The sequence below is a fragment of the Streptomyces sp. WAC06614 genome (assembly GCF_003949795.1).
In the GTDB taxonomy this organism is placed as follows: Bacteria; Actinomycetota; Actinomycetes; order Streptomycetales; family Streptomycetaceae; genus Streptomyces.
Genome location: NZ_RPRY01000203.1, coordinates 1 through 12,844, shown reverse-complemented (window position 1 = coordinate 12,844; position 12,844 = coordinate 1). Strand labels below are relative to the sequence as shown.

General features: G+C 71.5%; 11 protein-coding genes. 6 read left to right on the top strand and 5 right to left on the bottom strand.

Annotated elements, in window-relative coordinates; translation table 11 throughout:
• Positions 1-1,438, bottom strand: a 1,438-nt coding sequence (locus tag EF918_RS23985) for a homocysteine S-methyltransferase family protein (RefSeq protein WP_185921891.1), incomplete at its 3' end; no start/stop codon positions are given.
• Positions 1,439-1,689: 251 nt separating this feature from the next.
• Here EF918_RS23985 and EF918_RS23980 point away from each other — a divergent pair.
• From EF918_RS23980 to EF918_RS23960, 5 genes are all read left to right on the top strand, one after another.
• A complete protein-coding gene (locus EF918_RS23980) occupies positions 1,690-2,457 on the top strand; it encodes an IclR family transcriptional regulator (protein WP_125650334.1) in 768 nt (255 codons plus the stop codon).
• A 317-nt stretch (positions 2,458-2,774) separates the two neighbouring features.
• Positions 2,775-3,557: an MIP/aquaporin family protein gene (locus EF918_RS23975; RefSeq protein WP_125650332.1), complete on the top strand. Its 783-nt coding sequence runs from the start codon at positions 2,775-2,777 to the stop codon at positions 3,555-3,557.
• Positions 3,558-3,609: 52 nt separating this feature from the next.
• Positions 3,610-5,136: a glycerol kinase GlpK gene (glpK, locus tag EF918_RS23970; RefSeq protein WP_125650329.1), complete on the top strand. Its 1,527-nt coding sequence runs from the start codon at positions 3,610-3,612 to the stop codon at positions 5,134-5,136.
• Between the two features lie 74 nt (positions 5,137-5,210).
• Positions 5,211-6,818 (top strand): glycerol-3-phosphate dehydrogenase/oxidase, encoded by a 1,608-nt coding sequence (locus tag EF918_RS23965; RefSeq protein WP_125650326.1) that lies wholly within the window; start codon positions 5,211-5,213, stop codon positions 6,816-6,818.
• 126 nt (positions 6,819-6,944) lie between these two features.
• Entirely contained in the window at positions 6,945-7,943 is a 999-nt protein-coding gene (locus EF918_RS23960; protein ID WP_125650324.1) for a PAC2 family protein, read from the top strand.
• 243 nt (positions 7,944-8,186) lie between these two features.
• Here EF918_RS23960 and mshC read toward each other — a convergent pair whose 3' ends face one another.
• The 4 genes from mshC to EF918_RS23940 form a co-directional block, all read right to left on the bottom strand.
• Entirely contained in the window at positions 8,187-9,416 is a 1,230-nt protein-coding gene (gene mshC / locus EF918_RS23955; RefSeq protein WP_125650322.1) for a cysteine--1-D-myo-inosityl 2-amino-2-deoxy-alpha-D-glucopyranoside ligase, read from the bottom strand.
• A gap of 120 nt (positions 9,417-9,536) precedes the next feature.
• On the bottom strand, positions 9,537-10,325 hold the full coding sequence (locus EF918_RS23950) for an SCO1664 family protein (RefSeq protein ID WP_185921892.1): 789 nt from the start codon (positions 10,323-10,325) through the stop codon (positions 9,537-9,539).
• 14 nt (positions 10,326-10,339) lie between these two features.
• Complete coding sequence (locus EF918_RS23945) at positions 10,340-10,930, bottom strand: DUF3090 domain-containing protein (RefSeq protein WP_125650318.1); 591 nt, start codon at positions 10,928-10,930, stop codon at positions 10,340-10,342.
• A 78-nt stretch (positions 10,931-11,008) separates the two neighbouring features.
• Positions 11,009-11,725 (bottom strand): histidine phosphatase family protein, encoded by a 717-nt coding sequence (locus EF918_RS23940; RefSeq protein ID WP_125650316.1) that lies wholly within the window; start codon positions 11,723-11,725, stop codon positions 11,009-11,011.
• A gap of 55 nt (positions 11,726-11,780) precedes the next feature.
• On the opposite strand from EF918_RS23940, the gene corA reads away from it, so the two are divergent.
• Positions 11,781-12,773, top strand: a complete 993-nt coding sequence (gene corA / locus EF918_RS23935; protein WP_125650314.1) for a magnesium/cobalt transporter CorA — start codon at positions 11,781-11,783, stop codon at positions 12,771-12,773.
• Positions 12,774-12,844 lie beyond the last annotated feature (71 nt).

The following is a 12,844-nucleotide window of genomic DNA, read 5'->3' as shown; positions in this document are numbered from 1 at the left end:
CGTCGATCGTCAACGCGATCAGCGCGGCGCCGTGCTCCTGGGCCAGCCGGGTCACCTTGGCGAAGCGGGACTCGGGGCCGTCACCGTCCTCGTAGTTCACCGAGTTGATCACGGCCCGGCCGCCCAGCTTCTCCAGACCCGCCCGGATCACCTCCACCTCGGTGGAGTCCAGCACGATCGGCAGCGTGGACGCGGTCGCGAAACGCCCGGCCAGCTCCTGCATGTCGGCGACGCCGTCCCGACCGACGTAGTCCACGCACAGGTCGAGCATGTGCGCGCCCTCGCGGATCTGGTCCCGGGCCATCTCCACGCAGTCGTCCCAGCGGGCCTCCAGCATCGCCTCCCGGAACTTCTTCGACCCGTTGGCGTTCGTCCGCTCACCGATCGCCATGTACGAGGTGTCCTGCCGGAACGGCACCGTCTGGTACAGCGAGGCCGCACCCGGCTCCGGACGGACCTGGCGCTCGGCGGGAACCGTCCCGCGCACCCGCTCCACGACCTGGCGCAGGTGCTCGGGGGTGGTGCCGCAGCAGCCGCCGACCAGGGACAGGCCGTACTCGTGGACGAAGGTCTCCTGGGCGTCGGCGAGCTCCTGCGCCGACAGCGGGTAGTGCGCGCCGTCCTTGGTCAGCACGGGCAGGCCGGCGTTGGGCATGCAGGACAGCGGGATCCGGGCGTTGCGGGCGAGGTAGCGCAGGTGCTCGCTCATCTCGGCGGGGCCGGTGGCGCAGTTCAGCCCGATCATGTCGATGCCGAGGGGTTCCAGCGAGGTCAGGGCCGCGCCGATCTCGGAGCCCAGCAGCATGGTGCCGGTGGTCTCGACGGTGACCGAGCAGATCAGCGGGACGGAGACGCCGAGGGCGTCCATGGCCCGGCGGGCGCCGATGATCGCCGACTTGGTCTGGAGGAGGTCCTGGGTGGTCTCCACCAGCAGTGCGTCCGCACCGCCGGTGAGCAGGCCTTCGGCGTTGATCTGGAAGGCGTCGCGGACGGTGGTGTAGCCGATGTGGCCGAGGGTGGGCAGCTTGGTGCCGGGGCCCATCGAGCCGAGTACCCAGCGCTGCTGGCCGGTCTCGGCGGTGAACCGGTCGGCGACCTCGCGGGCCACCCGGGCGCCGGCCTCGGACAGCTCGAAGTTCCGGTCGGTGATCTCGTACTCCGCCAGCGCCGAGTAGTTCGCGCCGAACGTGTTGGTCTCCACGCAGTCGACGCCCACGGCGAAGTACGCCTCGTGGACCGAGCGGACGATGTCCGGACGGGTGACGCTGAGGATCTCGTTGCAGCCTTCGAGCTGCTGGAAGTCGTCCAGGGTGGGGTCCTGGGCCTGGAGCATCGTTCCCATGGCTCCGTCGGCGACCACCACGCGGGTGGCGAGTGCCTCTCGGAGGGCGTCGGCCCTGGTCTGGGTGTCTGCGGGCAGATTCGGCAACGAGGCCATGGTTGAGCTCCCTGGGATGCGACGGCTGTCGGCTTTACACCCCTTCTGACAGGGGTGTACGCGGTCAGAGTAACCATGCGGACCGCACCCCGGTGCAGATGTTCCAAGAAGCGGACAGGCATTCTGTGCCCTGCGGTGGCCGGATCCGTACGGTGTCTGTCTCCGTGCGGGACGATGGCAGTCGACATCGGCCGATAGAGTTCGACATTGTCGAACCACGTCTTCATCATCGCCCTTCAGGAGGCTGCGCGATGGCACGGAACATCCAGTCGCTCGAACGAGCCGCTGCGATGCTGCGGCTGCTGGCGGGCGGCGAGCGCCGGCTCGGCCTGTCCGACATCGCCTCCGCCCTGGGGCTGGCCAAGGGCACGGCCCACGGCATCCTGCGCACGCTCCAGGCCGAGGGCTTCGTCGAGCAGGACCCGGCCTCGGGCCGCTACCAGCTGGGCGCGGAGCTGCTGCGGCTGGGCAACAGCTACCTCGACGTGCACGAGCTGCGGGCCCGGGCACTGGTGTGGACGGACGACCTGGCGCGGGCCAGCGGCGAGAGCGTGTACGTCGGGGTGCTGCACCAGCAGGGCGTGCTGATCATGCACCACGTGTTCCGGCCCGACGACAGCCGTCAGGTGCTGGAGGTCGGGGCCATGCAGCCGCTGCACTCCACCGCCCTGGGCAAGGTGCTGTCGGCGTACGACCCGGTGGCGCACAGCGAGGCCGTGGAGGTCGAGCGGCGGGCCTTCACGCCCCGTACGGTCACCGACCCCGAGGGCTTCGAGGAGGTGCTCTCGCTGACCCGGGCCCGGGGCTGGGCCGCCGACGTCGAGGAGACCTGGGACGGCATCGCCTCGGTGGCGGCGCCGATCCACGACCGGCGGCGGATGCCGGTGGGCGCGGTGGCGGTGGCCGGCGCGGTGGAGCGGGTCTGCGGCGAGAACGGGGAGCCCCGGCCGGCCCTGGTGGCCTCCGTACGGGACTGTGCACGCGCGGTTTCACGCGATCTCGGGGCCGGCCGGTTCTGAGCTTGCCCTGACCCTCCTGGCGGCCCTTCGGGGCCGCTTTCTGCGTCTTTTTCGCCACTTTCCGTCCGGTCTATGGCTGGATCTGTTCGATCGTACCTAGCGGTAACGATCCGGCAATCTGGCCTCACCAACCCTTGACGCGTTCTTCACCTGGGCGAAAAACTGCCGTTCACCGGTCGACATTGTCGAACACCTACCGGCAATACGCGCTAGGGTGTGACAGAGCCAAGGACCGGTGAAGCACTCACCGAGTGCGCGGACGCACGGAGCCATCCGGGGTCCGCCCACCCTCTGGACGTAGGACAAAGGAGTCGCGGGTGTCCAGCTCCGACATCTTCATCGGCGAGACCATCGGTACCGCCCTGCTCACTCTGCTCGGTGGTGGCGTCTGCGCCGCCGTGACCCTCAAGAGTTCCAAGGCCCGCAACGCGGGCTGGCTCGCCATCACCTTCGGGTGGGGCTTCGCCGTGCTGATCGCGGCCTACGTGTCCGCCCCGCTCTCGGGCGCACACCTCAACCCGGCCGTCACCCTGGGCATAGCCATCAAGGACGACGCCTGGAGCGACGTCCCGGTCTACCTCGCCGGCCAGCTGCTCGGTGCCATGCTCGGTGCCGTGCTGATGTGGATCACGTACTACGGCCAGTTCCGGGTGCACCTCGCGGACCCGGAGCACATCAAGGACGCCAAGCTCGGCCCCGAGGACCCGCACCCGCACGACGTGGCGGGCCCGGTCCTGGGCGTCTTCTCCACCGGCCCCGAGATCCGCAACGTGGTGCAGAACCTCGCCACCGAGATCATCGGCACCGCGGTGCTGGTCCTCGCGATCCTGACCCAGGGCCTCCAGGCCGACGGCAAGGGCCTCGGCGTCATCGGTGTCCTGATCACGTCCTTCGTGGTCGTCGGGATCGGCCTCTCGCTGGGCGGCCCGACCGGATACGCCATCAACCCGGTCCGCGACCTCGGTCCGCGCATCGTCCACGCCCTGCTGCCGCTCCCCCACAAGGGTGGTTCCGACTGGGGCTACGCCTGGATCCCGGTGGTCGGTCCGCTGGTCGGCGCCGCCCTCGCCGGCGGTCTGTACAACATCGCGTTCGCCTGATCACCATCGGCACGACCCGACCACCCCACAGACTTCCCGGAGAGCTCACACCATGACCACCAGCACCGGCCCGTTCATCGCCGCGATCGACCAGGGCACCACCTCCTCCCGCTGCATCGTCTTCGACCGTGACGGCCGCATCGTCGCCGTCGACCAGAAGGAGCACGAGCAGATCTTCCCGAAGCCGGGCTGGGTGGAGCACGACGCCACCGAGATCTGGACCAACGTCCAGGAGGTCGTCGCCGGGGCCATCGCCAAGGCCGAGATCACGGCCGCCGACGTCAAGGCCGTCGGCATCACCAACCAGCGCGAGACCACGGTCCTGTGGGACAAGAACACCGGCGAGCCGGTGCACAACGCGCTCGTGTGGCAGGACACCCGCACCGACGCCCTGTGCAAGGAGCTCGGCCGCAACGTCGGCCAGGACCGCTTCCGCCGCGAGACCGGCCTGCCGCTGGCCTCGTACTTCGCGGGCCCGAAGGTCCGCTGGCTGCTCGACAACGTCGAGGGCCTGCGCGAGCGCGCCGAGGCCGGCGACATCCTCTTCGGCACCATGGACTCCTGGGTCATCTGGAACCTGACCGGCGGCGCCCAGGGCGGCGTGCACGTCACCGACGTCACCAACGCCTCCCGCACGATGCTCATGAACCTGCACACGCTCGCCTGGGACGAGCGCATCGCGGAGTCCATGGGCGTCCCGCTGAACGTCCTGCCCGAGATCAAGTCCTCCGCCGAGGTCTACGGCCACGTCAAGGACGGCGTCCTGGCGGGCGTCCCGGTCGCCTCGGCGCTCGGTGACCAGCAGGCCGCGCTGTTCGGCCAGACCTGTTTCGCCGAGGGCGAGGCGAAGTCCACGTACGGCACCGGAACGTTCATGCTCATGAACACCGGCGACAAGATCATCAACTCCTACAGCGGCCTGCTGACCACGGTCGGCTACCAGATCGGCGACCAGAAGCCGGTCTACGCCCTGGAGGGCTCGATCGCCGTCACCGGCTCGCTGGTGCAGTGGATGCGCGACCAGATGGGCCTGATCAAGTCCGCGGCCGAGATCGAGACCCTGGCCTCCTCCGTCGAGGACAACGGCGGCGCCTACTTCGTGCCCGCCTTCTCCGGCCTGTTCGCCCCGTACTGGCGCTCCGACGCCCGCGGTGTGATCGCCGGCCTCACCCGGTACGTCACCAAGGCGCACATCGCCCGTGCCGTCCTGGAGGCCACCGCCTGGCAGACCCGTGAGATCACCGACGCCATGACCAAGGACTCGGGCGTGGAGCTCGCGGCCCTCAAGGTCGACGGCGGCATGACCTCCAACAACCTGCTGATGCAGACCCTCTCGGACTTCCTGGACGCCCCCGTGGTCCGTCCGATGGTCGCCGAGACCACCTGCCTCGGTGCCGCCTACGCCGCCGGTCTGGCCGTCGGCTTCTGGCCCGACACCGACGCGCTGCGCGCCAACTGGCGCCGGGCCGCGGAGTGGACCCCGCGGATGCCCGCCGACCAGCGGGAGCGCGAGTACAAGAGCTGGCTCAAGGCCGTGGAGCGGACCATGGGCTGGGTCGACGACGAAGACGCCAGCTGACCGCAATCGGCTGACGCAAGCATGCCGGCGCACCGCACCGCAGCCGGCGCAAGCGACGACGAGGAGCTAAGACAATGAGCAGCCTGCAGAGCGTGCCCGCCCTGGGCACGCACCCGACCGCCGGTTCGAACGCGAGCCGCGCCGAGACCCGCGAGCAGCTGGCGAAGGCCACGTACGACCTGCTGGTCATCGGCGGCGGCATCCTGGGCACCTCGGTGGCCTGGCACGCCGCGCAGTCGGGTCTGCGGGTCGCCATGGTGGACGCCGGCGACTTCGCCGGCGCCACCTCCTCGGCCTCCTCCAAGCTCGTCCACGGCGGTCTGCGCTACCTGCAGACCGGCGCGGTCAAGCTCGTCGCCGAGAACCACCACGAGCGGCGGGTGCTGGCCAAGGACGTGGCCCCGCACCTGGTCAACCCGCTCACCTTCTACCTGCCGGTCTACAAGGGCGGCCCGGTGGGTGCGGCCAAGCTGGGCGCGGGCGTCTTCGCCTACTCCGCCCTCTCGGCCTTCGGTGACGGCATGGGCAAGGTCATATCCCCGGCCCGTGCCGTCGCCGACAACCCCGGCCTGAAGACCGACAACCTCAAGGCCGTGGCGGTCTACTACGACCACCAGATGAACGACTCCCGCGTCGCCGTGATGACGGTCCGCGCGGCCGTCGAGTCCGGCGCGGTCGTCCTCAACCACGCCGAGGTCACCGGACTGCGCATGACGCAGGGCCGGGTGACCGGTGCCGAGCTCAAGGACCGCCTCGACGGCACCGAGTTCGGCGTCGACGCGCGCGTGGTGCTCAACGCCACCGGCCCGTGGGTGGACCACCTGCGGCGCATGGAAGACAAGCACTCCGCGCCGTCGATCCGCCTGTCCAAGGGCGCCCACATCGTGATGAAGCGCAAGTCGCCGTGGAAGGCCGCCATGGCCACCCCGATCGACAAGTACCGCATCACCTTCGCCCTGCCGTGGGAGGACCAGCTCCTGCTGGGCACCACCGACACCCAGTACGAGGGCGACCCGGCGGACGTGCGGGCCGACGAGGCCGACATCCAGCAGATCCTGGACGAGGCCGCGTTCTCCATCAAGGACGCCGACCTCGACCGCTCCCTGATGACGTACGCCTTCGCCGGTCTGCGCGTGCTGCCCGGCGGCCCCGGCGACGTCTCCCAGGCCAAGCGCGAGACCGTCGTCACCGAGGGCCGCGGCGGCATGCTGTCGGTGGCCGGCGGCAAGTGGACGACGTACCGGCACATCGGCCGGGTGGTCATGGACAAGCTGGCCAAGCTCCCGGGCAGCCCGCTGACCGAGGACATGGAGCCGGTGAAGTCGCTGGTCCGCCGGGTCCCGCTGCCCGGTGTCGCCAACCCCAACGCCGTCGCCCACCGCCTGCTGGTCGACCGCGAGCCGGGCACGCGGATGGACCCGCTGACCGCCAAGCACCTGGCGACCCACTACGGCTCGCTGGCCTTCGACATCGCGCGCCTGGTCAACGAGGACCCCTCGCTCGGCGAGCGGATCCACGAGGACGGCCCGGAGATCTGGGCGCAGGTCGCCTACGCCCGTGACTTCGAGTGGGCGCAGACGGTCGACGACGTGCTGCGCCGCCGCACGACGGTGACCATCCGCGGTCTCGACGACGAGGCGGTCACGACCCGTGTGGCCGAGATGCTGGCCCGCAAGGCTTAACGCTTCTGATCCATGGGCAGGGGCGGTCCCGGGAACGGGACCGCCCCTTCTCGCGGTCTGTGGGACGGGTCGTCCCAAGGCTTAGGCTGGCCCACGTACACAAGGGAACTTCGGAAGGAGACCTGGGTGATCGAGCTTGAGGGCGTGCCCGAGCTGATCGACCCGGTCATGGTGGCCGCGTTCGAGGGCTGGAACGACGCCGGTGACGCCGCGTCCGGTGCGGTGGCGCACCTGGACCGGGAATGGAAGGGCGAGGTCTTCGCGGCGCTGGACGCCGAGGACTACTACGACTTCCAGGTCAACCGCCCGACGGTGTGGCTCGACAACGGGGTACGCAAGATCACCTGGCCGACGACCAGGCTGTCGGTGGTACGGGTCGGCGGGGCGAAGCCGCGGGACCTGGTGCTGGTGCGCGGCATCGAACCGTCCATGCGGTGGCGTTCGTTCTGCAACGAGCTGCTCGGCTTCGCGCACGAGCTGGGCGTGGAGATGGTGGTGATCCTCGGCGCCCTGCTGGGCGACACCCCGCACACCCGTCCGGTCCCGGTGTCGGGGGTCACCTCCGACCCGGACCTGGCCCGGACGATGGACCTGGAGGAGACCCGCTACGAGGGTCCGACGGGCATCGTGGGCATCCTCCAGGAGGCCTGCACCCACGCCGGCGTGCCGGCGGTCTCGCTGTGGGCCGCGGTCCCGCACTACGTGTCCCAGCCGCCGAACCCGAAGGCGACGCTGGCGCTGCTGAACCGGCTGGAGGACCTGATCGACATCAGGGTGCCGCTGGGCGAACTGCCGGAGGACGCCAGGGCCTGGCAGCTGGGCGTGGACCAACTGGCCGCGGAGGACAGCGAGGTGGCGGAGTACGTCCAGACGCTGGAGGAGGCGCGGGACACGGCGGATCTGCCGGAGGCCTCCGGGGAGGCGATCGCCCGGGAGTTCGAACGGTACCTGCGCCGCCGCGACCCGTCCGCCGGCGCCGGCCCCGGCCCCGGCCAGGGCCCGGGCCCCGGCGACCCGGGCGACACCACGGCGTACTTCCGCGATCTCCGCGATGCCCCGGGGGGCGGCGGAGCTCAGCGGCCGAAGCCGAAGCCGGACGGCGAGGCGGACGAGGACACCCCGTAGGAGCCGGGGCTCCGGTCCTGGGGCTCCGCCGTCCTGGGGCTCCGCCCCCGCTCCCCCGCTCCTCCAAGCGCCGTACGGGCTGAAAAGCCCCTGGGGCTGCGCCCCGGACCCCGTTCCGGGCGCTCCGCGCCCGGGTCCGCCTCACACGCCGGCGGGGCTGGATGTGTCCAGCCCCGCCGGCGTGCGAGGCGCTGGGGTGAGGGCCCGGGGGCGGAGCCCCCGAAACCCCCGCGACGCGGTGCGTTACAGGGCCACGCCCAGCAGCGCGTCCACCGTCCGGGAGATCAGCCCCGGCGCGGACTCGTCCTCGCCCCCCCGGGACGCCTGGGCCTCGGCCCAGGCGTCCACGGCGGTGAGCGCCGCAGGTGCGTCCAGGTCGCGGGACAGGGCCTCGCGGACCTGCTCCAGGACCGCGTCCGCCGGCGGGCCGTCCGGGCGGGAGACCGCCGCGCGCCACCGGCCCAGCCGGGCCTCCGCCTCGGCCAGGACCGCGTCGGTCCACTCCCAGTCCGCCCGGTAGTGGTGCGACAGCAGGGCCAGGCGGATCGCCGCCGGGTCGACCCCGGAGCGCCGCAGCGCGGAGACGAAGACCAGGTTGCCCTTGGACTTCGACATCTTCTCGCCGTGCAGGGCGACCATGCCGGCGTGCACGTAGGCCTTGGCCATCGGGAACTCGCCCGTCAGCACCTGCGCGTGCGAGGCCCCCATCTCGTGGTGCGGGAAGGCCAGGTCGGACCCGCCGCCCTGGATGTCGAAGCCCATCCCGAGGTGGTCCAGGGCGATCGCCACGCACTCGATGTGCCAGCCCGGGCGGCCGCGCCCGAGGGAGCCGCCGTCCCAGCTCGGCTCACCCGGGCGGGCCGCCATCCACAGCATCGGGTCCAGCGGGTTCTTCTTCCCCGGCCGGTCCGGGTCGCCGCCGCGCTCGGCCGACAGCAGGCGCATGGCCTCCGCGTCCAGGCCGGAGACCTGGCCGAAGTGCGCGTCGGACTCCACCGAGAAGTAGACGTCGCCGTCCAGCTCGTACGCGGCGCCCGCGTCCCGCAGCCGTTCCACCAGCGGCACGATCCCCGGTATGGCCTCGACCGCACCGATGTAGTGCCGCGGCGGCAGCATCCGCAGCGCGGTCATGTCCTCCCGGAAGAGGGCCGTCTCGCGCTCCGCGAGCTCGGTCCAGTCGTGGCCGTCCCGCTGCGCCCGCTCTAGCAGCGGATCGTCGACGTCCGTCACGTTCTGGACGTAGTGGACCTGCCGCTTGGTGTCGAGCCACACGCGTTGGACCAGGTCGAACGCGTTGTAGGTCGCCGCGTGCCCGATGTGGGTCGCGTCGTACGGGGTGATGCCGCAGACGTAGATACGGGCGACGGGACCGGGGTCGAGGGTCACTGGACCACCGGTCGCGGTGTCGTGGATCTGGAGGTCGCGGCCCTTGCCGGGCAGGGCGGGGACCTCAGAAGCGGGCCAGGCATGCATGTGTCGAGCCTAACCGGACGGATGTTCCGTCAACGAACCGGACAGCACTGTTGTCCGGATCGGCACTCTTGCGGTCCGCGATCATCTGTGCGAACGCCCCGCCGCCGGTCCCGTCCCTGCTCAGACGGGCGGCCACGGGATGGCCGGCCACTCCCCGGACGGGCTCGGATGCACCCCGGTGCGCAGCAGTACGGCCACCCGGTCGCGTACGGCGGCCAGCTCCACGGCGGTGATCAGCTCGGCCAGCCGGGTGGCGAGCGGGGCGCCCTCGGCCAGGTCGGCGGCCAGCGCGGTGAGCACCTCGCGCGCCTCGTCGGTGAGCGGTTCGCCCGCCCAGCCCCACAGCAGCGTGCGCAGCTTGTCCTCGGCGTGGAAGGTGACCCCGTGGTCGATGCCGTAGAGCCGTCCACCGGGCCCGGGCAGCAGGTGGCCGCCCTTGCGGTCACCGTTGTTGATCACGGCGTCGAGGACGGCGAGCCGGCGCAGCCGCTCGTCGTCGGCGTGCACCAGCAGCGCGGTGCGGCCCTGGCCCACCTCGGCGAGAGCGACGGGCTTCCAGCCCGGCCCGGGCTCCTCGGTCTCCACCAGGGCCAGCAGGGCGCTGTCGGGCTGGTCCTCGGGCGGGGTGATCCAGTGCTGGACCATGCCCTCCCCGTACGGCCCGTCGCGCAGCACGGTGGCCGGTACCAGGCCCCATCCGGTGGCCTCGGAGACCAGGTACGCGGCCCGCTCGCGCCGGGCGAGGGTGCCGTCGGGGAAGTCCCACAGCGGGCGCTCGCCCTTGACCGGCTTGTAGACGCACTCCGCGCTGCTCCCGTCCGCGGTGACGGTGCACAGCAGCACGGCGTTGGACGCCTCGCGGATACGGCCGCGGACGCGCAGCTCACCCCGGGTGAGCAGGTCCTCCATGGAGGTCACGGCGGTCACACCTGACGCCGGTATCCGTTCTGGCGCGGACACACATGTCCTTCCGGGTCCAGCGGCAGGCTGCACAGCGGGCAGGGCGGCCGGCCGGCGTTGACGACGTCGAGGGCGCGCTTGGCGAAGGCCCGGGCCTGTGCGCCGGTCAGGCGCACGCGGAGCATCGGCGGGCCGTTCTCCTCGTCCTGCAGCAGCCGCTCCTCGGCCTCGGCGAGGTCCTCGTCGGAGTCGGCGTCGAGCTCCACCAGCGCCTGCGCCTCGACGATCATGCGCTGGTGCTCGCCGTCCCAGGCCAGTGCCATGGTGCCGACGCGGAACTCCTCGTCGACGGGGACGTCGAGCGGGGCGGTGTCGGCGGCCTCGGTGGGGGCGACGGCCGGGACCGGGGCGTTGCCGCCGGTGCGGCGCACGACCTCGTCCAGCAGTTCGTCCATCCGCTCGGCCAGCGCGGCGACCTGGGTCTTCTCCAGGGACACGCTGGTCACCCGGGGGCCGGAGGACGCCTGGAGGAAGAACGTGCGGCGCCCGGGCAGGCCGACCGTACCGGCCACGAAGCGGTCCGGCGGGTCGTAGAGGAACACCTGACGGGGCACGTCCAGTCTCCAAGTCTCGGCTGCAGGCGCGGGGCTGTGCGCGCGGGTCGGTTCAGTCCACCCTACTGCTCCGTTCGATCAGGCCGCGCCCGCACCGCCCCCGACGACGGCGTTGCCGCCGTCCTCCGTGGCCTGGTCCGCGGCGGCGGCGCTGTCGGGCTGGCGCGGGGCCAGCGAGCCGAAGTCACCGGTGTCGCCGAGGCGGAGCAGGAAGGGGCGGGTGGGGGTGTAGCGGATCGCGGTGACCGAGCAGGGGTCGACGTGGACGCGCTGGAACAGGTCGAGGTGCATCCCCAGCGCGTCGGCGACCAGGGCCTTGATGATGTCGCCGTGCGAGCACATCAGGTAGACGGCGTCGGCGCCGTGCTCGCCGGCGATCCGGGTGTTCCAGTCGCGTACGGCGTCCACGGCGCGGGCCTGCATGGCGCGCAGGGACTCCCCGCCGGGGAAGGTGGCGGCCGACGGGTGCTGTTGGACGATCTTCATCAGGGGTTCGTCGGCGAGTTCGGCGAGTTTGCGGCCGGACCAGTCGCCGTAGTGGCACTCGCCGATGCGTTCGTCGGTGTGCAGCGCCAGCCCGGGCCGGGCCGCCAGCAGCGGTTCGAGGGTCTGCCGGCAGCGCTCCAGCGGGCTGGTGACCGCCGCGGCGAGCGGCAGCCCGGCGAGCCGCCCGGGCAGCGCGGCGGCCTGGGCGGCCCCGTGGTCGTCCAGGGTGACGCCGGGGGTCCATCCGGCGAGCAGCCCAGCGGTGTTGGCGGTCGACCGCCCGTGCCGTACGAGGATCAGCGTGGCCATGCCGCCAAGGGTAGGCGGTGTCCCCGGTGTGCGGGCGGGCCGCGGGCAGGGAAGAATGCGCCGGGTGATTGTGGACTGTGCGATTTACCGGGACGGCCGCCGCACGCAAGGGCCCGCCGACTTCTCGGACGCCCTGGCGGAGGCCCGGGCGACCGGGGACGCCTTCCTGTGGATCGGGGTGTACGAGCCGACCGAGAAGGAATTCGATCACGTCCGGCGGGAGTTCGGGCTGCACGCGCTGGCCGTGGAGGACGCGCTGACCGCGCACCAGCGGCCGAAGCTGGAGGTCTACGACGACTCGCTGTTCATGGTCCTCAAGCCGGTGGTCTACGACGACGACCTGGACACGGTGACCACGGGCGAGCTGATGGTGTTCATCGGCGACTCGTTCGTGGTGACCGTGCGGCACGGCGAGGGCGGCGCGCTGGCCGCCGTACGGCACCGGCTGGAGCACGAGCCGCAGGTGCTGCGGCACGGGCCGACGGCCGTGCTCTACGCCGTCGCGGACGCGGTGGTGGACCACTACATCGAGGTGGCGGCGGAGCTCCAGTCGGACCTGGAGGAGCTGGAGGCGGAGGTCTTCGCGCCGAACCCGGGCGACGCCAAGAGCGTGGCCTCGCGGATCTACGGGTTCAAGCGGCAGGTGCTGGAGTTCCGCCGGGCGACCAGCCCGCTGCTGGCGCCGATGAACCAGCTCGCGTTCGGCAACGTCCCGTTCGTGACCGAGCACTCCCGGCCGTTCTTCCGGGACGTCGCCGACCACCTGACCAAGGCCAACGAGTACATCGAGGGGCTGGACCGGCTGCTGTCGGACGCGCTGACCGCGCACCTGGCGCAGATGGGCGTGCGGCAGAACGACGACATGCGCAAGATCTCCGCCTGGGCGGCCATGGCGGCGGTGCCCACGATGGTGGCGGGGATCTATGGGATGAACTTCGACGACATGCCGGAGCTGCGCCAGCCGTGGGGCTATCCGGCGGTGCTCGTGCTGATGGTCGTGCTGTGCGTGGGCCTGCACCGGATGTTCAAGCGGCGCGGCTGGCTGTAGGGCGGGGAGGCCGACGCGCCGCTTGAACATCCGGTGCAGGCCCACGCACAGCACGACCATCAGCACGAGCA